Consider the following 19,269-nt stretch of genomic DNA (forward strand, 5'->3'; position numbering starts at 1 on the left):
CCGCCCGGCCCTGCGTGGGCGCCGCACCGCCAATCTGCGGTAACAGAACCCGTTCGCTTTTCCCGCCGCGCAACGGCACACTGCGGTCTAACGGTGCGCATGGCGGAGCGGAACAGGTCCGCTGCCTCCGGCGATCCGCTTCGTCGCGCCGCGATCTCCACACCATTCGGGAAAACAACATGAAACGCTCGCTGCTCGCCGCCGCCCTCGCAGGTCTCGGCATCTCGCTGTCCGGCATCGCCCATGCCGTGAACGTCGACGTGAACATCGGCACGCCCGCCCCGGTCGTCGTCGCACCTGCGCCCGTCGTGGTCGCGCCAGCGCCCGCGGTCGTGATCGGCTGGCACGGCGACCGCTACTGGGACGGCCACCGCTACTGGGAGCGCCGCGAGTGGGAAGACCACCGGCGCCATCGCGGCCACGGTGGCTATCACTGCCCGCCGGGACATGCGAAGAAGGGCGAGTGCTGAGCGAAACGGCACGTTCGACCGACAGACAAGGCCGCCCGCGCGCTTCGGCGCCGGGCGGCCTTGTCGCGTTCGGCGGCGCGGCGGCCGCGCCGATGCTGCCAGCGGCGACACGGACGAATACGGTCGACGCTTCCAAACGATCATTCCGCGTTCCCGCGGATCCCGGTGTGTCCGGGCACGCCTTCATGGCGTCGCCCAATGCGGAGACCGTGGCGGTCGCTGACGAGGAACCGAGAAAACTCAAGGAACGGCGCGGCTGATCAAGGATGAAATCCCCGAGATGCTGACTGCCCGCTTCCGGCCCGACCGTGTCCTGAGCGGGGTGTCCCGAGGCTGCGGGCGTCCCGCCCGGCTTTGCGCAGCAGAGAGGGTCTCCCTCCCGCTGTTGAAGTATTTGTTTCCCCGTCGCGATCCAATCGCGGGTGAGGCGCGCCCATCGGCGGGCGCGCCTGGTTCATCACTTGCCCGGCAACGTGCACACACACTTGGTAGGGCCGATTACCGCGACCAGCCCACAAGGGTTCTTGGACGGTCCGATCACCGCGCATTGGGCCATGGCCGACAGGGACGAGGTAAGCATCAGGGAAGCCAGCAGGATTTTGATTTTCATCGGGTATGTCTGCTCTCAATATGATGGGAATCAATCGGATTCGACTGTTCGTCGATCCTTGGTGCAGGCGTCGGGTAACGCCGCGCATGAGAGCCTATTCCTGATGATAAGGATTACAAATAGTAAAATCGCCAGATCTCGGCTGCGGGCGGCTGGTGGCTCGCGTGGCGCCGGGACGCAGTGGGCAGCGGCCGATCAGCAGATTGCGCCCGGCCACGAAGGCCGCGATGCGGTCGCGGCGAGCGTCAACGCGGTCCGGCAGGTGGCGCAGGCACGCGGCCGGACCGCGTGCGCGCGCCGGCCGCCGTGAAGCCCGGCGGGGCATCGACATCCCCTCGGGCCGCGCGCTTTACTGGAACGCCACTTCCGCGAAGCTCCGCAGCTTCCGACTATGCAGCTTGTCGAGCCCGTTGGTTCGCAGGATCTCCATCGCCTTCACGCCGATCTGCAGATGCTGGTCGACCTGCGCGCGATAGAACTGATCGGCCATGCCCGGCAGTTTCAGTTCGCCATGCAGCGGCTTGTCCGACACGCATAGCAGCGTGCCGTACGGCACGCGGAAGCGGAAGCCGTTCGCGGCGATCGTCGCGCTCTCCATGTCGAGCGCGATCGCGCGGCTCTGCGACAGCCGCTGCACCGGCTCGCGATGATCGCGCAGCTCCCAGTTGCGGTTGTCGACGCTCGCGACCGTGCCGGTGCGCATCACGCGCTTCAGCTCCGTGCCGTCGAGCCGCGTGACATCCGCGACCGCGCGCTCGAGCGCCAGCTGCACTTCGGCGAGCGCCGGGATCGGCACCCACAGCGGCAGGTCGGCGTCCAGCACGTGATCCTCGCGCACATAGCCGTGCGCGAGCACGTAGTCGCCGAGGCGCTGCGTGTTGCGCAGGCCCGCGCAGTGGCCGAGCATCACCCACGCGTGCGGGCGCAGCACCGCGATGTGGTCGGTGATCGTCTTTGCATTCGACGGCCCGACGCCGATGTTGACCATCGTGATCCCGCTGCCGTCCGCGCGCTTCAGGTGGTACGCGGGCATCTGCGGCAGGCGCGGCGGCGCCGAGCCTTCCGACGGCTCGCCACCGAGATTCTCGTTGTACGTGACGACGTCGCCCGGCTCGACGAACGCGCTGTATTCGCTGCGGTACGCGCGCACCTCGGGATCGTCGCTCTCCGTCATCATCATGCGGCCGAGCTTCACGAACTCGTCGATGTAGAACTGGTAGTTCGTGTACAGCACGTAGTTCTGGAAGTGCGTGGGCGACGTCGCGGTGTAGTGGCGCAGCCGGTGCAGCGAGAAATCGACTCGCGCGGCCGTGAACAGCGCGAGCGGGTGCGGCTCGCCCGGCGCCGGCTCGAACGTGCCGTTGACGATGCGGTCGTCGAGGTACGACAGGTCGGGCGTATCGAACACGTCGCGCATTGCGAGCAGGCTGTCGCGATCGAGTTCGCCTTCGAGGTGGATGCCTTCCGGAAACGCGAAATGAATCGGAATCGGCTGCGACGACACGCCGACCTCGATCTTGACCTGGTGGTTCTTCGCGAGCAGGCGCAGCTGCTCGCGATAGTAGTTCGAGAAAAGATCCGGCCGGGTCACCGTCGTCTCGAACACGCCCGGGCCCGCGACGAAGCCGTACGAACGGCGCGAATCGACGTGCGTGTTGACGTCGGTGCGCACGCGCACGAACGGATAGCACGCGCGCACGTGCTCGGTGATCGGCTCGTGGCGGCGATAGCGCGCGAATGCATCGCGCAGGAAACCGGCGTTGGCTTCGTAGATCGCGGACAGCCGCGCGACCGCGCCGATTGCGTCGTCGAATGCTTCGACCGGCGGGCTTTCCGGGGTCAGCATCCGGTGTCTGCGGCTCAAATCGTTCTTCATTTTCATCACCTCGTCTGATCGACCGACATTACCACGGAACCTTGCCGGGCTGATGGTCGCGCCCCGCGCGCGCGGCAGCCGGAAGGCGCGCAGTATTTGCTAAAATCGAACGGTTAATTGGGAGAGTCACAATGAAGCCGCTCATTCTCGTCGCCGCTGCCGCCGCGTTTGCCGCCGCCAGCGTCGCCTACGCCGCCGGCGGCACGCCGAGCGCCGACGCACAGGCCCAGGCCGATGCCAACGAAGCCGCCGGCCTGCCGGATCTCCGGAAGATCAACCGGCCCGGCGCCGAAGTCACCTCCAAGGTCGATTTCAGCGACATCCGCCGCACGCCGAGCTTCCACGAAAAAAGCAAGAACGGCACGGAAGTCACCGAGTACCGCGATCGCGGCAAGCCGGTCGAGATCGACGTGAAGTCGAACTTCGGCACCCGCTACCAGATGAGCGCGTCGCCGGACACGTCGCCGAAGCCGCACGACGCGAGCATTCCGATCACGCGCCTGCCGTCGGTCAACCTGCGCTACTGACGCATTGCCCGCGCCGCGCCGGCACCGGCCGCGGCGCACACGGCTCTCCCCGCATCTCCTTTTCCGCGACGCATGCGCCCGCGTGCCCGCCAACCTGACTCGACGCATCTCGCATGGCCGTTTTCACCGCTGTTTCCGACACCGATCTCGCGCACTGGATGCGCCACTACGCGCTGGGCGACGTCGTCGCGTTCCGTGGCATTTCGTCCGGCATCGAGAACAGCAATTTCTTCCTGACGACGACGCGCGGCGAATACGTCCTCACGATCTTCGAAAAGCTCACGGCCGAACAGCTGCCGTTCTATCTCGACCTGATGCGCCACCTGGCCGGCCACGGCGTACCGGTGCCGGACCCGGTGCCGCGCGACGACGGCACGCTGTTCGGCGAGCTGCACGGCAAGCCGGCCGCGATCGTCACGAAGCTCGACGGCGCGACCGAGCTGGCGCCCGGCGTCGAGCACTGCATCGAGGCGGGGCAGATGCTCGCGCGCATGCACCTGGCCGGCCGCGACTACCCGCGCACCCAGCCGAACCTGCGCAGCCTGCCGTGGTGGCAGGAGAACGTGCCGACGATCGCGCCGTTCGTGGACGCCGACCGGCTCGCGCTGCTCGAAAGCGAGCTCGCGCACCAGACGCGCTTCTTCGCCTCCGCCGACTACGCGGCGCTGCCCGGCGGGCCGTGCCACTGCGACCTGTTCCGCGACAACGCGATGTTCGCGCACGCGGCGCCCGGCACGGGCCACAGCGTGCGGCTCGGCGGCTTCTTCGACTTCTATTTCGCGGGCTGCGACAAGTGGCTGTTCGACGTCGCGGTGACCGTCAACGACTGGTGCGTCGACCTCGCGACTGGCGTGCTCGACGACGCGCGCGCGGACGCGCTGCTGCGCGCGTACCAGACCGTCCGGCCGTTCACCGCCGAGGAGCGCCGCCACTGGGGCGACATGCTGCGCGCCGGCGCGTACCGCTTCTGGGTGTCGCGCCTGTACGACTTCTACCTGCCCCGCGCGGCCGAGATGCTCAAGCCGCACGACCCGGGCCATTTCGAACGCATCCTGCGTGAGCGTATCGCGCATACGCCCGTGCTTCCCGAGACCCAATCCGCATGCAACTGATCGAAGTCCCCGCGAAGACGGGCTATGTCTGGTTCCGTCAAGGCATCTGGCTGTTCCGCCGCAACCCGCTCGCGTTCATCACGCTGTTCTTCACTTATCTGCTCGCGATCACGCTGGTGTCGATGGTGCCGGTGATCGGCGCGGCGCTGCCGCTGCTGTTCATTCCCGGCATCGCGGTCGGCTTCATGGCCGCCTGCCGCGACACGGTCGCCGGCAAGCCGGTGATGCCGACGATCCTCGTCGACGGCTTCCGCTCGTATGGCCATGTCGCGACCCAGCGGCTGCTCGTGCTCGGCGTGATCTACGTCGTGTCGATGGTGCTCGTGTTCGCCGCGTCGTCGCTGGTCGACGGCGGGGCGCTGTTCAGCGCGATGATGGGTGCGACGGGCGAGACGAGCCCGACGCCGGAAACGCTCGCCGCGCAAGGCACCGTCGGCGCGCTGTTCCTTGCAACCGCGCTCTACCTGCCGGTCGCGATGCTGTTCTGGTTCGCGCCGGTGCTCACCGCGTGGCACGACATCCCGCCGGCGAAAGCGATGTTCTTCAGCGTCGTCAGCTGCTGGCGCAACCGCGGCGCGTTCACGATCTACGGCCTGCTCTGGTTCAGTGTCGCGCTCGGCACGTCGCTGGTGCTGTCGCTGGTGCTGCAGGCGCTCGGCGCCGGCGCGTACGCGCTGACGCTGATGATGCCGGTGACGATCATCATCGTCACGATGCTGTACTGCTCGTTCTATGCAACCTATCGCGGCTGCTTCGGCGTGCAGGAACCCGGCGCGCCGGCCAAGCCGTCGTCGGGCCGCTGACCCCGCTTTCGGCCGGCGCACCCGCCGCCGGCCGCCCTGCATCCCCCCTCTTTTCACCGGCACCGGGCAACGGACGCCCCGATCCCGCGCCCCCTGTTCAAGCGTATCGTTTGAGCGCAAAATCATTTGCATACAAATTGTTTGCGCCAACACCGCACACCCCGAATCATGGACCGCCCGCCTGCACTGCCGCAGACACTCGACGAGCAATTGTGCTTCGCGCTCTACTCGACTTCGCACGCGATGACGAAGGCGTACAAGCCGCTGCTCGACAAGCTGTCGCTGACCTATCCCCAATATCTTGCGATGCTCGTCCTGTGGGAGCGTGACGATATCGCCGTCAAGGACATCGCCGCGCGGCTCGATCTCGATCCCGCGACGGTCACGCCGCTGCTCAAGCGCCTGGAAGCGCTCGGCTACGTCGAACGCGTGCGCAGCGCGGCGGACGAGCGCGTCGTGAACGTGCGCCTGACGAAGGACGGCCGCACGCTGAAGGAAAAGGCGCGCTCGGTGCCCGCCGACCTGTTTTGCGCGATGCAGCAGACGCCGGAATTCCTGGTTCGCTTGCGCACGGACCTGAAGCAGCTGCGCGACGCGCTGTCGGCGTCGTCGGACCGCTGACAACCCGAGCCCGGCCCAGCCGGGCAATTTTTTCAAAATTTGATTTGCACACTAATGATTTGTGTTCTATATTTGTCTCGTGGCCGGCAGCAACGTGACTGACGGACCGCTTCCCACCCATTCGACAGGAGCAGGACCATGAACATTCTGTACAAGACGAGCGCAACGAGCACCGGTGGCCGCGACGGCCGTGCGGTTTCCGCCGACAACAAGCTGGAAGTGAAGCTCGCCGCGCCGCGCGAACTGGGCGGCACCGGCGCCGAAGGCACGAATCCGGAGCAGCTGTTCGCAGCAGGCTACTCGGCCTGTTTCCTGAGCGCGATGAAATTCGTCGCCGGCCAGAACAAGCAGGCGCTCCCGGCCGACACGCAGGTCACGGCCGAAGTGGGCATCGGCCCGAACGATGCAGGCGGCTTCGGGCTCGACGTCGAGCTGCGCGTGTCGCTGCCGGGCCTCGACAAGGCCGCCGCGCAAGCACTCGTCGAGAAGGCGCACCACGTGTGCCCGTACTCGAACGCAACGCGCAACAACGTGCCGGTGCGCCTGGTCGTCGCCTGACGCGACGCGCGTGCCCCATGCAAAAAGGGCGCGCGCGGCTCGATGCCGCACGCGCCCTTTTTGCGTGACTTGCCGGATCAGCGGGCCAACCGGCCCGCCTGGTGTCGCTTAACGTGCGCCGAACGAATACGGGCGATTCATCGCCGCTTCGCGATCGATCTTGCGCATGCGGAATTCGAGATCGTAGATGTCGGTGGCTTCGGACAGGTACGCCTCGGCACGCTCCTTCGCGGCCTGCTCGGCGTTCTTGGTCAGCATCAGGAAGAGGTGGCTCAGCAGGTACATGATCGATCTCGCAAATCCAAGGGTTCTTGACTAGGGTTTTCCCGAATTATAGGGAAAACCCTAGTCATTGACCAGCATCGATCAGACGGTGCGTCGTTCCGCCGCCACAGCGCGACGATGTCCCTCGAAAAAGGACCAGATCATCTCGCTCGCATCCGGGCCGACTGCCGCGTGGAACGGCACGGCCTCGTCGCCGCCCGCCCATGCGTGGTCGAGCCCCTTGACGTGGCACAGGCGGACGACCGATTCTCCGCCGCGACGGTAATCGCAGACCTGCATGCCGGACTCGCGCGCCTCGACCCGCTCGCCGCCGCGCAGCGCGCCGCGGCTGTCCGCCAGCCGGTTCAGGCGCAGGAACTGGGTCGCGAGCTGATCCGCGTTCTTCGGCGACACGACGTGGTCGCCGTCGCCGTGCACGATCAGCGCGGGCATGCCGGGGTGCGCCTGCTTGCCGACCAGCGCATCCACGGCCTCGATCGGGCTCTGGCGCAGGCCGCGCCGCATCACGTCCATCGCGGCGATGCCGGAATTCGCCTCGCCGAAAGCCGGCCCGGAATGCAGCGCGATCGCCGCGAAACGTTCCGGGAAATGCAGCGCGAGCAGCGACGCGAGGCCCGCGCCGGCGGACAGCCCCGCAACGTAGACGCGCGATGCATCAAAGCGGTATTCGCCGACCAGCTTGTCGACCAGCGACGCGATCGCATGCGCTTCGCCACGGCCGGCGCGCTCGGTGTCTTCATACCAGTGCCAGCAGCCGTGCGCATGCGCGCGCAGCGATTGCTCCGGATACAGCACCGCGAATCCGTACCGGTCGGCGAGCAGGTTCATCCGGGTGCCCTGCGCGAATTCGTCGATGGTCTGCTGGCAGCCGTGCAGCATCACGACGAGCGGCATGCCGGGGCGCCGGCGGCCAGGCGGCAGGTACAGGCCGTACGCGAGCTGCTGGACCAGCCGCCCGATTGCGGGCGCCATCGGCTGCTCGGCACGCGTCCACTCGCCGGCCGCCCACGCGGCGGCGCGCGGCCGGACCCGCGACTCGCGCGCGGGTGGTGGGGACAGATCTACGATAGCGGGCGACACTGCGGCCTCGATCACGTCGAGCGCCACGCGCTGCGCGTCGCGCGTCGCTCGTTTGGCGGGCGGGGACAGCATGCGTTTCATGCCGCCCAGCCACATTTTCGTCAGACTTTTCGTCATCGATCGGGGCTCGCATTCAAGGAAATTGGGGGCGCTACAAGGAGCGCTTCGTTCGGCTTTGTGCAATGCACCATAACACCGTTTCTGGGATTTTTCCTGCGCAAGGATAGTTCCCGCAGGCGCAAAAATCGGGCCCCATGCATGTGCGACGCTATACTGGCGTTTCGCCGCTTGTATCCGTTGTAGTCGCTCTTCCCGGCTCGCGCGTTGATTAAGCATCCGTCCCGCCCCTGCTCGTTTTTCCTGCCCCGATGTTCGACCTTCCGTCTCACCTGTGGATCTCGATCACCGCGTTCGGTGGCGCCGGCCTGACGTTGCCGCTCGCCGTCACGATCGCCGTCTGGCTCGCGCTCGGCTATTCGTGGCGCCGCGCCGCCGCATGGCTCGCCGTGCTCGCGGGCGCGATCGGCGTGGTCGCGCTCACGAAGATCGCGTTCCTCGGCTGGGGCATCGGCATCCGCGCATGGGATTTCACCGGCTTCAGCGGCCACGCGATGCTGTCCACGTCGGTCTACCCGGTCGCGCTGTTCCTGATGCTGATCCGCACGCGTACGCCGGTGCGGCTGCTCGGCATCGCGCTCGGGCTCGCGGCGGGCATCGCGGTGGGCGTGTCGCGCGTCGCGCTCGCCGCGCATTCGCCGTCCGAATCGGTCACCGGCTGCATCGTCGGCGCGCTCGCCGCGCTGATCTTCATCGCCGGCTCGTGGCACGCGCAGCCGCACCGCTGGTCGGTGCCGGCCGTCGTCGCGAGCCTCGTGCTCGTCACCGTCGCGCTGCACGGCATCTCCGTGCCGTCGCACCGCTGGGTGACCAAGGTCGCGCTGCAGCTGTCCGGCCACGAGCGGCCGTTCGTGCGCGCGCGCTGGAAGGCCAATCCGAACTATCGCCCGGCGTCGCAGCCGTCGTCGCTGCAGCGCACCGATTCGGCGCCGCCGCCGCTGCACGCGTAAGCGACAATCGGCCGCACCGCGCGCGCCCCGCGCCCGGCCTTCGTTCTCCCCCTCAACATGCGCATGCCGTCCGTCGCATGCGCGGTATGTCGAGCGTTATAACCCGCCCTATATTACGATTACGGTTTCCTCCATTCGAACGACGCTCACCATGCGCACATCTGTCCGCCCGCTTCGCCGCACCCTGCTCCGCCTGCTGCCGCTCGCCGCGCTCGCCGCCGGAATCGGGTTCAACGCGCCTGCCTGCGCGGCCGGCGAACTGGTCGTATCGGCGGCCGCCAGCCTGACGAATGCGTTCAAGGCGGTCGGCGACGCGTACGAGAAGCAGCATCCGGGCACCAGGGTGCTGTTCAATTTCGGCGCGTCGGACGTGCTGATGCAGCAGATCGTCAAGGGCGCGCCGGCCGACGTGTTCGCGTCCGCCGACCAGAAGGCGATGGACCGCGCGGCCGACGAGAAGGTGATCGCGCCCGGCACGCGGCGCGATTTCGCCGCGAATTCGCTCGTGCTGATCGTGCCGGTCGACAGCCGTGCCGCCGCGCCGGCGTCGCTGCACGACCTGGCGGCGCCCGGCGTGAAGCGCGTCGCGTATGGCGACCCGGCGTCGGTGCCGGTCGGCCGCTACACCGAAGGCGCGCTGCGCGCGGCGGGTGTCTGGGACGCGGTCAGCGCAAAGGGCGTGCTGGCCGCCAACGTGCGCCAGAGCCTCGATTACGTCGCGCGCGGCGAAGTCGACGCGGGCTTCGTGTTCGGCACCGACGCAGCGGTGATGCCCGGCCGCGTGAAGGTCGCGCTGACGGTGCCGACCCAGACCGCGATCACCTATCCGATCGCGGTGGTCAAGGACAGCCAGCACGCCGCGCAGGCCCAGTCGTTCGTCGATTTCGTCACGTCGCCGCAGGGCCAGAAGGTGCTCGCGACGTTCGGGTTCAAGCCGGCCGCCGGCAAGTAAGAAGCGAGCTGTGACATGCATGACGCCTGGGTTCCGCTGCTGCTGTCGCTGAAGGTGGCCGGCTGGGCGACCGCGCTCGACATCGTGCTCGGTGTCGCGGCCGCGTTCGCGCTGGCGCGCTGGCGCTCGCCCGCGCGCGACGTGGTCGACTCGCTGCTGACGCTGCCGCTCGTGCTGCCGCCGACGGTGCTCGGCTATTACCTGCTCGTGCTGCTCGGGCGGCGCGGCATGGTCGGCGCATGGCTCGACCAGCTCGGCATCCAGCTCGTGTTTACGTGGCAGGGCGCGGTGATCGCGTCGATGGTCGTCGCGTTCCCGCTGATCCTGAAATCGGCGCGCGCGGCGTTCGAAGGCGTCGACCCGCAGCTCGAGCGCGCCGCGCGCACGCTCGGCCTCGGCGAAGCCGCGGTGTTCTTCCGCGTGACGCTGCCGCTCGCCGCGCGCGGCATTCTCGCGGGCGCGCTGCTCGCGTTCGCGCGCGCGCTCGGCGAATTCGGCGCGACGCTGATGATCGCGGGCAACCTGCCCGGCCGCACGCAGACGCTGTCGGTCGCCGTCTATGCGGCCGTGCAGGCCGGCGACGACGGCACCGCCAACCTGCTCGTGATCGTCACGTCGATCACCTGCGTGGTGGTGCTGCTCGCGGCGGGCCGCCTGGTGCCGTCGCGCACCTTGAGCGGGGCGCGCTGAGATGAGCCTCGCCGTCGACATCCGCAAGACCTACGCGACCGCGGAGCGCCGTTTCACGCTCGACGTGTCGTTTACGGCAACGACGCAGCGCGTCGTGCTGTTCGGGCCGTCCGGCGCGGGCAAGAGCCTGACGCTGCAGGCGATCGCGGGGCTGCTTGCGCCCGATGCCGGCACCATTTCGCTGAACGGCGAGCCGCTGTTCGACGCGGCGCGCCGCATCGACGTGCCGACCCGCGCGCGCCGCGTCGCCTACCTGTTCCAGGATTACGCGCTGTTTCCGCACCTGAACGTGCGCCAGAACATCGCGTTCGGGCTGACGCCCGGCCTGCGCAACCCGCGCGCGAAGGCGCTGCCGCCCGAAGTCGCGTACTGGCTGCGCGCGTTCGAGCTGGATGCGCTCGCTGGGCATTTTCCGGCGCAATTGTCCGGCGGGCAGAAGCAGCGCGTCGCGCTCGCCCGCGCCCTGATCGCGCAGCCGCGCATCCTGCTGCTCGACGAGCCGTTCGCGGCGCTCGACGGCGCGATGCGCCGGCGGATGCGCGACGAACTCGCCGAATTGCAGGCGCGGCTCGACATTCCGATGGTGCTGATCACGCACGATCCGGACGACGTCGCCGCATTCGGCGACCAGGTGGTGCAGTTGAGCGAAGGACGTGTGCTGGCGGCGAGCCCGCACGCGGCGTGGCCGACGCGCGTCGTGTAGCGACGTCGTGTAGCGATAGGGCGGCGCGCTCGCGCAACGTCCGTCATCCACTGCGGCGCTGCACCGCGCGTTACGCCGTCACCGCGAGAATCACGCTCGACGCCTTGAACAGCGCGATCGCCCGCTGACCGGCGACGAGCCCCAGCGCGTCGACGCTGTCGTTCGTGACGACCGCGGTCAGCGTGCCGCCGCCGTCGAGCGCGAGCGTCACCTCGCCGTTCACCGCGCCGCCCTTCACCGTCTCGACCGCGCCATGCAGCTGGTTGCGCGCCGACACCTTGACGGCGGGCGCGCCATCGTCGACCGCGAGCATGACCCACGACGCCTTGACGAGCGCGCAGGCGTCCGCGCCGACCTGCAGGCCGAGCGCCTCGGTGCTTTCATGCGTCAGCACCGCGACGATCGTCTGGCCGCCGGGCAGCGCCAGCGCCACCTCGTCGTTGACGGCGCCGCGCCGGATCGACGCAACCTTTCCGAACAGCTGGTTGCGCGCGCTGGTTTTCATGCCGATTCTCCCGATCAGCGCCCAGTCGACGTCGAAGCCGGCCACCGCCGCGCTCGCCGATTCGATGAAGCGGCGATGCTCGCGCTCGATCGTCCGGAACGCCGCGATCAGCGACGTCGCGCGCGGCGTCAGCGCCGTGCCGCCGCCGCCCTTGCCGCCGGCCGCGCGCTGCACGAGCGGCTCGCCGGCGAGGTTGTTCATCGTATCGATCGCGTCCCACGCGGCCTTGTAGCTGATGCCGACCGCCTTCGCCGCACGCGTGATCGAACCGGTCTCGCCGATCGCCGCGAGCAGCGCGATGCGGGCCGTGCCGCCGAGCGTCTGCGCGCCCGCGCGCAGCCACAGTTCGCCGCCCAGTTCGAGCGGCTCGGTGAAGGGAGGCGATTGCGGATCGGTACTCATCGGTCGGCGTGGACAGGACGGGCGGACATTATAGGCAGCGCGTGGGCGCGCCTAGCCGGACAGCTTCGGCGGGCGCAGGCCGGCGAGCAGCGCCTCGGCGTCGCGCGCCGCGCGCTGCTCGAGCGCCGCGCCATAGCCGCGCACGAAGCCGAGTTGATACGGCGGCGCGGCCAGCTGCTCGAGGTGCTGCAGCGCGACGATCGTATCGTTCGCCTCGCCGAGCACGGTCTGCACGCGCGCCAGCGTCTTGACCGTCTCGGTGCGCGTGCGGCGCGACGCCAGCGACGCGAAGAACTCCAGCGCGTAGCGCAGGCGCTTCGCATCGATCCGCACCTGGTGGCGCGCGATGGTGTCGAGCGTCGTGAGCGACGGCGCGCCGTACAGATGACCGAACAGCCGCCGCACGCGCTTGGTCGCGTGCCGCTTCAGCGATGGCGCGGTATCGTCCGCGGCGGGCGGGAGCACGAACGCGGCGAGCCATTCGAGCCAGCCGATCGTGAGCCGCACATACCGCGCCGAATGCAGCCCCTGCCGCAATTCGACGCGCGCCGCCACGCACTGCGCGCGCGCGGCGTCGAGCGTGCCGGCCCATTCGCTGCTGTCGCTGTCGCCGTCGGCGGCGATCAGCGCCGGCAAGCTCTCGGTCGAGAACACGTCCCAGTCGCGCACCGTGCCGAGCAGCGCGGCCAGCCAGCACAGGTCCGCGTCGAACCTGTCCTGCCAGCCGGCGTTCGCATAGCGCGGGAAGAAACGCATCAGCGTGCGCAGGCGGCGCAGCGCGACGCGCATCTGGTGGACGAACTCGGGGTCGTCGCGCTCGAGCACGCCGCTTTCGTTGCCGAGCCACTGCGCGGCGATGTCGCCCGACAGCGCGAACAGCGCCGCGCGCTGCGTGCGCACGCCGCTCAGGTCGACGAGCTGCGCCTTCACCGGCGCGGCCGCCGCCAGCGTGCCCGCGCACGCGCGATCGATCACGCTCGTCAGTTGCACGAACGCGGGCCACGCGCCGCTCAGCTCGCGCGCGGCCCCGAACAGCGCGCGCAGCGCGGCGGCGCGCGCGTCGGGCGTCTCCCAGTCCGGCGCCGCGAGCCGCAGTTCGCAGTAGCGGCGCGGCGCGTCGTCGATGCCGTGGATCGTGACGTCGTCGAGCGTCATCTCGACCACCACGCCGCTGTCGTCGGCCCAGCGGCCGCGCCGCCGTTCGCTGACGAGCCGCACGCGTGCGGCCTCGCCGAATGACGGCACCGCGGGTTCGGCGGACGTGACGATTTCAGGCGCGACGGCCGCTTCCGCGTGGGCATCGGGCGTTGCGCCCGGTTCGGGCGAATCGTTCGATTCCGGCGATGCAACGACGATGCCCGCATGCGCCGCGTCGAAGATCTCGCGCAGCGTCACGCCGGGCGCGAGCGGGCGCGTGCGTGCCGCAACGACGCGCCGTTCCTTCGCCGTGGATTCGACCCAGGTCCACCATTGCGCGCCGGGGCTCGGCTCGGCCTCGACGACCTGGCACGGCTCGATCGTCACGCGTTCGACGCCGCGCCTCATCCTGACCTGCGGGCAGATCCGCCACGCCCGGCCGAGCTCCGCGCCGAACTCGCGCTGCGCGCCGCGCGCGCGGCTCCCCGGCGCGGCCGGCCAACCCTCCAACGACATGCACAACACGACTTCCAGCACACGCGACATGGACGCTCCCGCTCATGATGAGTCGCCGGCGCCTCGCTCGCGCCGGCGTCGCTCGTGATGCAGGGTCCATGGTACACGGCTCGATATCGCGCGCGACCGCCCGGCCGAGGCGCCGCGTGCCGAGGATCAAACGACGTACTGGGCGATGCCGTTGCCGAACGACCAGTCTTCCTTCAGCACCTCGACGAGGCTGATGAACACGTCCTGCGGCCGCACGCCGGGCTGCTGCGCGAGGTGCTCGACGATCGTCCGGTACAGCGCCTGCTTCTGCTCCAGCGTGCGCGTGTTGTTCGCCGTGATCTGGATCATCACGAGATCGTCGCTGCGCTCGATGTCGAGGTAATGGCGGCCGAACACGAAGTTCTCTTTCGCGTGCTCGGTCACGACCATGAAGATGTCGTCCTCGGGCACGTTGAAGGTGCGCATCAGCGCGCGGTGCACGCCGTCGACGAGGGCGGCGCGATAGTCGGCCGGCTTGCCTTCGCGCAACGCGATTCGGGTGAAAGGCATGGTGGTGCTCCTGATGGTGACGTTGATGGAGGGAAACGCGACGTCAGGTTAAGCCCGCCGAACTATAATAAACAGTCATCAATGCATATTTCATCCATTTACACTGGAAATGAAAGTCCTTGACCTCGATGCGGTGCGGGCGTTCGTGCTGGTCGCCGATCTCGCCAGCTTCACGCGCGCGGCCGACGCGCTCGGCACCACGCAATCGGCCGTCAGCCTGAAGCTGAAGCGGCTGGAAGCCCACCTCGGCAAGCCGCTGCTCGCACGCACGCCGCGCGTCGTGAAACTCGCGGCCGACGGCGAGGTGTTCCTGCCCGCCGCCCGCGCGCTGCTGGACGCGCACGACCGGGCGCTCGGCGCGATCGCGACCGGCACGCACCGCCTGTCGCTGGGCGTCAGCGAGCACGTCGCGGTGCCTGACCTGCCGGCCGTGCTCACGTCGCTGCACCGGCAGGATCCGGGCCTGTCGCTCGAGATGCACCTCGGCACGTCGACGAACCTGCTCGCGCTGTACGACGAGCGCCGCCTCGACGCCGCGATCGTGCGCCACGAGCCCGGCGAGGACCCGCCGCGCGACGACGCCACGCTGCTGTTCACCGAGCCGCTCGTATGGCTCGCCGCGCCGGACTGGGCGCCGCGCGCGGACGAGCCGCTGCCGCTCGCGGTGCTGGCCGGCCCGTGCGGGGTGCGGGCCGCCGCGCTGCGTGCGCTCGACCATGCGGGCCGGCCGTGGCGCGAACGCTTCACGGGGGGCGGCGTGGCGGCGGTCGCGGCCGCCGCCGCCGCGGGGCTCGCGGTCTGCCCGCTGGCCCGGCGCGTCGCGCCGCGCACGCTGGTGGACGTCGGCGCGAGGTTCGGCCTGCCGCCGCTGCCGCACTCGCAGGTCGTGCTCTACACGCGCGTGCGCGACGCCCGCTCGGCCGCCGCGCTCCGGCGATTTGCCGACAGCCTTGCAATCTCGGCGTAAACTGTCGGGTTTCGTCAGTCCTCCGCCTTACGAACCGTCATGACGCCCGCCGCCCGCCAACACCTCCGCGCCAACCTGCTGATGCTCGCCGCCGCCGCGATCTGGGGATCGGCGTTCGTCGCCCAGCGGCTGAGCCTCGACGTGATCGGACCGTTCCTGTTCACCGGGCTGCGGTTCCTGCTCGGCGCGCTCGTGCTCGTGCCGCTGCTGGCGCTCAACACGGCGGCGCGCGCGCAGCTCGCGGCGATCCGCCGCGCGCCGGCGCGGCTGCTGCCGGGGCTGGCGCTCGGCGCGCTGCTCGCGGTGTCGATCTCGCTGCAGCAGATCGGCCTGCAATACACGCGGATCGCGAACGCGGGCTTCATCAGCTCGCTGTACGTCGTGATCGTGCCGCTGATCGGCGTGTTCGCGCGCCACCGGATCGGCGCCGGCACGTGGTTCGGCGCGCTGCTCGCGGCGATCGGGCTGTATTTCCTCAGCATCGACGAGCATTTCTCGGTGCTCTACGGCGACTGGTTCCAGCTGGCCGGCGCGATCATCATCGCCGCGCACGTGATGGCGGTCGGCCACCTCGCGCGGCGCTACGATCCGCTCGTGCTGGCGTTCCTGCAGTTCGCGACCTGCGGCACGCTGTGTCTCGCGGCCGGCCTCGCGGTCGAGCCGGTCAGCGTCGCGATGCTGCGCGGCGCGCTGCCGACGCTGCTGTACGGCGGCCTGCTGTCGGTCGGCGTCGGCTATACGCTGCAGGTCGTCGCACAGCGCGATGCGGCGCCCGCGCACGCGGCGGTGATCTTCAGCATGGAAGGCGTGTTCGCCGCGATCGCGGGCTGGGCGGCGCTCGGCGAGACGCTGACGCTGCGCGCGCTGCTCGGCTGCGCGCTGATGCTCGCGGGGCTGCTCGCGTGCCAGCTGCTGCCGGGCAGCGACGCGCGAAACAAGGACGAAGACGAGGACGCCGTTCCGGCGTGACACGCACGATCCCTATAATGGCGGTTCCCGATTCACGACCAACCGCTTTCGACAGGCCCGCTCCGTGACGTCCGTTCCCGCCGATCCCGCCGCCGACCTGCTGCGCGAACGCGCAGCGCACTATGCCGCGCAGGCGGCGCTGTTCCTGCGCGACCAGGCGCTGTCGACTGCGTCCCACGACCTGCGCAGCCCGCTCAACGCGATGCACAGCTGGGCGTACGTGCTCGAGCGCCAGCTCGCGAACGCCGATCCGGCGCTGCAGCGCGCGCTCGCCGGCATCCGCACCGGCATCGACCAGCAGGTGAAGCTGATCGACGACGCGCTCGACGCGCCGCGCGCCGAAACCCGCACGCTCGCACTCGCGCCGCAGCCGTTCGCGCTGCGCCCGCTGCTCGACGACGTGCTCGCGCTCGCCCGCTTCGCGCTGGCCGATGCGCGCCAGGTGACGCTCGACGCCGCGCTGCCCGACGGCGCGCCGCACGTGCGCGCCGACCGCGAACGCGTCGCGCAGGCGCTGTGGACCCTGCTCGTCACGGCGGTCGAGGCGAGCGCCGCCGGCAGCCGCGTGGCGTTCTCCTGCACGCGCGACGGCGCGCGGCTCGTCGCCCGCGCCGCCTGCGACGTAAATGCCGGCGCGCTCGCCGACCCGGCCGCCCCTCACGTATTCGAGACCTTCGCGCGCCGCGAGATGCTGCGCGAGCGCGACGCGAAACGCGTCGCGTGGACGCTCGCGCTGGTGCAGCGCGTCGCGCTCGCGCACGGCGGCACGTTCACGCACGATCCGTTCGACGACGGCGCGGCGGTCGCGCTCACGCTCACCCTTCCCTGCGAGGCGCCCGTGTAAGCACCCGGCGACTCGACGCACAAATATTACGTTTGCCTTTCCGGCCCTATACTGACGGGCCTGTCATTACCGGAGCAATTCCTTGGTTCAGATCTTCGCGCTGATCGGCGCGTTGTTACTGGTGGCCCTCAACGGCTTTTTCGTCGCGGCCGAATTCGGCCTCGTCAAACTCCGCGCGACGCGCGTCAAGACCCTCGCCCGCAAGCGCGGCCTGCGCGGCCGCATTCTCGGGATCGTGCACGGGCGCCTCGACGCCTACCTCTCCGCGTGCCAGCTCGGCATCACGCTCGCGTCGCTCGGCCTCGGCTGGATCGGCGAACCCGCGTTCGCCGCGCTGATCGGCCCGCTGCTCGACCTGATCGGCATCCATTCCGAGCAGCTCGTACACCTGATCTCGCTGATCTTCGCGTTCTCGCTGATCTCGTTCCTGCACATCGTCGTCGGCGAACTCGCGCCGAAATCGATGGCGATCCGCCAGTCCGAGAAGGTCGGCCTGTGGGTCGCGCTGCCGCTCTATGCGTTCTACTGGGCGATGTACCCGGCGATCTGGGTGCTCAACAGCAGCGCGAACGCGGTGCTGAAGTTCGCGGGCCTGTCGGCCGACCACGGCGGCGACGCGCACTACTCGACCGACGAGCTGAAGCTGATCCTGCGCAGCCGCCGCAGCAGCGCCGGCAAGCCGGGCCAGGCGGCCCGCGGCGCGTACAGCAACGACGAATGGAACACGCTCGCGCATTCGCTCGACTTCTCGTCGATGACCGTGTCCGACCTGATGCGGCCGGCCCACGAGATGATCGGCCTGCGCCGCGACCTCCCGCTGCCGGACAACATGGAGATCGTCGCGCGGCACCGCTTCAGCCGCTATCCGCTGTTCGAGGACGCGTCGCGCGAACAGGTGAGCGGGCTGATCCACCTGAAGGACCTGCTGCTCGCCCGCCATGCGGGCGCCGCGCTGGAAGACCTGTCCGACTACGTGCGCCCGGTGCAGTACGTGAAGCCCGACACGCCGGCGCTCGAGCTGTTCCGCCGTTTCCGCAAGGGCGCGCCGCATTTCGCGCTGGTCGGCGACAAGGGCCATAAGCCGATCGGCTATCTGACGCTCGACAACCTGCTCGGCGCGCTCGTCGGCCAGATCCACGACGAGTTCCGCCAGGGCGACGCCGACTGGACCCGCCTCGACGACGGCACGCTGATGGGCAAGGGCAGCCTGCCCGTCGTGTCGCTCGAGCAGGCGCTCGGCATCGACATCGACGAGGGGCGCGCGGAATCCGTCGGCGGCCTCGTGATCCACGCGCTGAGCGACCTGCCGACCGAAGGCCAGCGGGTGGCGTTCGACCGCTTCGACGTCGTCGTGAAGAAGATGAACGGCCCGCGCATCGTGCTGGTGCGCGTCTATCCGAAGGTCGCGAAGGAAGCCGACGAGTGACCCCGCTGCCGCGCTGCTGCGTGATCACGCCGGAGCCGGCCTCGGCGTCGGACGCCGATTGCCGCGCGTTTCTCGACCGGCTGTCGGCCGTGCTCGCGCGCGGCGAGACGCTCGTGCAGCTGCGCGTGAAGTCGTTCGACGCCGCCGCGTTCGCGCGGCTCGCGGCCGACGCGCTCGCGCGCTGCGACGCGGCGGGCGCGCAGCTGATGCTCAACGGCAGGATCGATGCGGCCGGCGTGACGGCGCTCGCCGACGCCGGCTGGCACCTCGACGGCGCGGCGCTGCATGCGGCCGCGCAACGGCCGCTGCCGGCCGGGCGGCTCGTGTCCGCCGCGTGCCATACGCTCGACGACCTGCAGCACGCGGCGCGCATCGGCGTCGATTTCGTCACGCTGTCGCCGGTGCTGCCGACGCTCAGCCATCCGGGCGCGCCGGCGCTCGGCTGGGCCACGTTCGGTGCATGGGTCGCGCAGGTCGCGCTGCCCGTCTATGCGCTCGGCGGAATGACGCGCGCGCAACTCGCCGACGCGCGCCGCCACGGTGCGCACGGCATCGCGGGCATCCGCGGCTTCTGGTAGCGCAATCGCGCGCTCAAGCGCGCAGGCACTC

At 69.6% G+C, this 19,269-nt stretch carries 24 protein-coding genes; 17 read left to right on the top strand and 7 right to left on the bottom strand.

Annotation, left to right across the window (positions count from 1 at the left end; genetic code table 11):
- The first annotated feature begins 179 nt into the window (after positions 1 to 179).
- Together ABFO07_RS25340 and ABFO07_RS25345 are read left to right on the top strand one after the other, a co-directional pair.
- Positions 180 to 470 (top strand): hypothetical protein, encoded by a 291-nt coding sequence (locus ABFO07_RS25340; RefSeq protein ID WP_059808679.1) that lies wholly within the window; start codon positions 180 to 182, stop codon positions 468 to 470.
- On the top strand, positions 464 to 730 hold the full coding sequence (locus ABFO07_RS25345; RefSeq protein ID WP_347468757.1) for a hypothetical protein: 267 nt from the start codon (positions 464 to 466) through the stop codon (positions 728 to 730). The genes ABFO07_RS25340 and ABFO07_RS25345 overlap by 7 nt, the downstream gene beginning before the upstream one ends.
- Before the next feature lie 197 nt (positions 731 to 927).
- Here the strand turns inward: ABFO07_RS25345 and ABFO07_RS25350 are convergent, their stop codons facing one another.
- Positions 928 to 1,050 carry a PA0050 family protein gene (locus tag ABFO07_RS25350; RefSeq protein ID WP_347469689.1) on the bottom strand — a complete coding sequence of 41 codons (123 nt, stop codon included), beginning with the start codon at positions 1,048 to 1,050 and terminating at the stop codon, positions 928 to 930.
- Between ABFO07_RS25350 and ABFO07_RS25355 the strand changes: the two genes are divergently transcribed.
- Complete coding sequence (locus ABFO07_RS25355) at positions 995 to 1,390, top strand: hypothetical protein (RefSeq protein WP_347469717.1); 396 nt, start codon at positions 995 to 997, stop codon at positions 1,388 to 1,390. The two genes, ABFO07_RS25350 and ABFO07_RS25355, sit on opposite strands and share 56 nt — an antisense overlap.
- Before the next feature lie 39 nt (positions 1,391 to 1,429).
- Here ABFO07_RS25355 and ABFO07_RS25360 read toward each other — a convergent pair whose 3' ends face one another.
- Positions 1,430 to 2,956 (bottom strand): AMP nucleosidase, encoded by a 1,527-nt coding sequence (locus ABFO07_RS25360; protein ID WP_059566041.1) that lies wholly within the window; start codon positions 2,954 to 2,956, stop codon positions 1,430 to 1,432.
- A 131-nt stretch (positions 2,957 to 3,087) separates the two neighbouring features.
- On the opposite strand from ABFO07_RS25360, the gene ABFO07_RS25365 reads away from it, so the two are divergent.
- From ABFO07_RS25365 to ABFO07_RS25385, 5 genes are all read left to right on the top strand, one after another.
- Positions 3,088 to 3,483: a hypothetical protein gene (locus ABFO07_RS25365; protein WP_059565949.1), complete on the top strand. Its 396-nt coding sequence runs from the start codon at positions 3,088 to 3,090 to the stop codon at positions 3,481 to 3,483.
- A gap of 113 nt (positions 3,484 to 3,596) precedes the next feature.
- Entirely contained in the window at positions 3,597 to 4,595 is a 999-nt protein-coding gene (locus tag ABFO07_RS25370; protein ID WP_059808684.1) for a homoserine kinase, read from the top strand.
- Complete coding sequence (locus ABFO07_RS25375; protein WP_059808687.1) at positions 4,586 to 5,398, top strand: BPSS1780 family membrane protein; 813 nt, start codon at positions 4,586 to 4,588, stop codon at positions 5,396 to 5,398. The genes ABFO07_RS25370 and ABFO07_RS25375 overlap by 10 nt, the downstream gene beginning before the upstream one ends.
- Positions 5,399 to 5,566: 168 nt before the next feature.
- Positions 5,567 to 6,019 (top strand): MarR family winged helix-turn-helix transcriptional regulator, encoded by a 453-nt coding sequence (locus tag ABFO07_RS25380; RefSeq protein WP_060352359.1) that lies wholly within the window; start codon positions 5,567 to 5,569, stop codon positions 6,017 to 6,019.
- A 138-nt stretch (positions 6,020 to 6,157) separates the two neighbouring features.
- Complete coding sequence (locus tag ABFO07_RS25385) at positions 6,158 to 6,577, top strand: organic hydroperoxide resistance protein (protein WP_059565945.1); 420 nt, start codon at positions 6,158 to 6,160, stop codon at positions 6,575 to 6,577.
- A 108-nt stretch (positions 6,578 to 6,685) separates the two neighbouring features.
- Here ABFO07_RS25385 and ABFO07_RS25390 read toward each other — a convergent pair whose 3' ends face one another.
- Positions 6,686 to 6,862 (bottom strand): DUF3563 family protein, encoded by a 177-nt coding sequence (locus ABFO07_RS25390; protein WP_006399432.1) that lies wholly within the window; start codon positions 6,860 to 6,862, stop codon positions 6,686 to 6,688.
- Between the two features lie 81 nt (positions 6,863 to 6,943).
- On the bottom strand, positions 6,944 to 8,059 hold the full coding sequence (locus ABFO07_RS25395) for an extracellular catalytic domain type 1 short-chain-length polyhydroxyalkanoate depolymerase (RefSeq protein WP_059923577.1): 1,116 nt from the start codon (positions 8,057 to 8,059) through the stop codon (positions 6,944 to 6,946).
- A 251-nt stretch (positions 8,060 to 8,310) separates the two neighbouring features.
- Here ABFO07_RS25395 and ABFO07_RS25400 point away from each other — a divergent pair, with 251 nt between their 5' ends.
- The 4 genes from ABFO07_RS25400 to ABFO07_RS25415 all read left to right on the top strand — a co-directional run bounded on the left by ABFO07_RS25400 (position 8,311) and on the right by ABFO07_RS25415 (position 11,354).
- Positions 8,311 to 9,009 carry a phosphatase PAP2 family protein gene (locus ABFO07_RS25400; RefSeq protein WP_059884350.1) on the top strand — a complete coding sequence of 233 codons (699 nt, stop codon included), beginning with the start codon at positions 8,311 to 8,313 and terminating at the stop codon, positions 9,007 to 9,009.
- A gap of 151 nt (positions 9,010 to 9,160) precedes the next feature.
- Complete coding sequence (gene modA, locus ABFO07_RS25405; RefSeq protein WP_059808699.1) at positions 9,161 to 9,961, top strand: molybdate ABC transporter substrate-binding protein; 801 nt, start codon at positions 9,161 to 9,163, stop codon at positions 9,959 to 9,961.
- A 15-nt stretch (positions 9,962 to 9,976) separates the two neighbouring features.
- A complete protein-coding gene (gene modB / locus ABFO07_RS25410; RefSeq protein WP_059565941.1) occupies positions 9,977 to 10,651 on the top strand; it encodes a molybdate ABC transporter permease subunit in 675 nt (224 codons plus the stop codon).
- A 1-nt stretch (position 10,652) separates the two neighbouring features.
- On the top strand, positions 10,653 to 11,354 hold the full coding sequence (locus tag ABFO07_RS25415) for a sulfate/molybdate ABC transporter ATP-binding protein (RefSeq protein ID WP_059565940.1): 702 nt from the start codon (positions 10,653 to 10,655) through the stop codon (positions 11,352 to 11,354).
- Positions 11,355 to 11,424: 70 nt separating this feature from the next.
- On the opposite strand, the gene ABFO07_RS25420 is transcribed toward ABFO07_RS25415, so the two are convergent.
- From ABFO07_RS25420 to ABFO07_RS25430, 3 genes are all read right to left on the bottom strand, one after another.
- Entirely contained in the window at positions 11,425 to 12,261 is an 837-nt protein-coding gene (locus ABFO07_RS25420; protein WP_059808705.1) for a TOBE domain-containing protein, read from the bottom strand.
- A gap of 51 nt (positions 12,262 to 12,312) precedes the next feature.
- Complete coding sequence (locus tag ABFO07_RS25425; RefSeq protein ID WP_060013810.1) at positions 12,313 to 13,944, bottom strand: CHAD domain-containing protein; 1,632 nt, start codon at positions 13,942 to 13,944, stop codon at positions 12,313 to 12,315.
- Between the two features lie 126 nt (positions 13,945 to 14,070).
- Positions 14,071 to 14,454 (bottom strand): tautomerase family protein, encoded by a 384-nt coding sequence (locus ABFO07_RS25430; RefSeq protein ID WP_059565937.1) that lies wholly within the window; start codon positions 14,452 to 14,454, stop codon positions 14,071 to 14,073.
- Positions 14,455 to 14,563: 109 nt separating this feature from the next.
- On the opposite strand from ABFO07_RS25430, the gene ABFO07_RS25435 reads away from it, so the two are divergent.
- The 5 genes from ABFO07_RS25435 (at position 14,564) to ABFO07_RS25455 (ending at position 19,238) form a co-directional block, all read left to right on the top strand.
- On the top strand, positions 14,564 to 15,421 hold the full coding sequence (locus tag ABFO07_RS25435; protein ID WP_059891131.1) for a LysR family transcriptional regulator: 858 nt from the start codon (positions 14,564 to 14,566) through the stop codon (positions 15,419 to 15,421).
- 39 nt (positions 15,422 to 15,460) lie between these two features.
- Positions 15,461 to 16,390 (top strand): DMT family transporter, encoded by a 930-nt coding sequence (locus tag ABFO07_RS25440; protein ID WP_059884354.1) that lies wholly within the window; start codon positions 15,461 to 15,463, stop codon positions 16,388 to 16,390.
- A 64-nt stretch (positions 16,391 to 16,454) separates the two neighbouring features.
- Entirely contained in the window at positions 16,455 to 17,234 is a 780-nt protein-coding gene (locus ABFO07_RS25445) for a sensor histidine kinase (protein ID WP_060013812.1), read from the top strand.
- Between the two features lie 82 nt (positions 17,235 to 17,316).
- Positions 17,317 to 18,660, top strand: a complete 1,344-nt coding sequence (locus tag ABFO07_RS25450; protein ID WP_059565933.1) for a hemolysin family protein — start codon at positions 17,317 to 17,319, stop codon at positions 18,658 to 18,660.
- Positions 18,657 to 19,238, top strand: a complete 582-nt coding sequence (locus ABFO07_RS25455; RefSeq protein ID WP_060013817.1) for a thiamine phosphate synthase — start codon at positions 18,657 to 18,659, stop codon at positions 19,236 to 19,238. Before ABFO07_RS25450 ends, ABFO07_RS25455 begins: the two co-directional genes overlap by 4 nt.
- Positions 19,239 to 19,269 lie beyond the last annotated feature (31 nt).

Source organism: Burkholderia stagnalis (genome assembly GCF_039848545.1).
Lineage (GTDB): Bacteria > Pseudomonadota > Gammaproteobacteria > Burkholderiales > Burkholderiaceae > Burkholderia > Burkholderia stagnalis.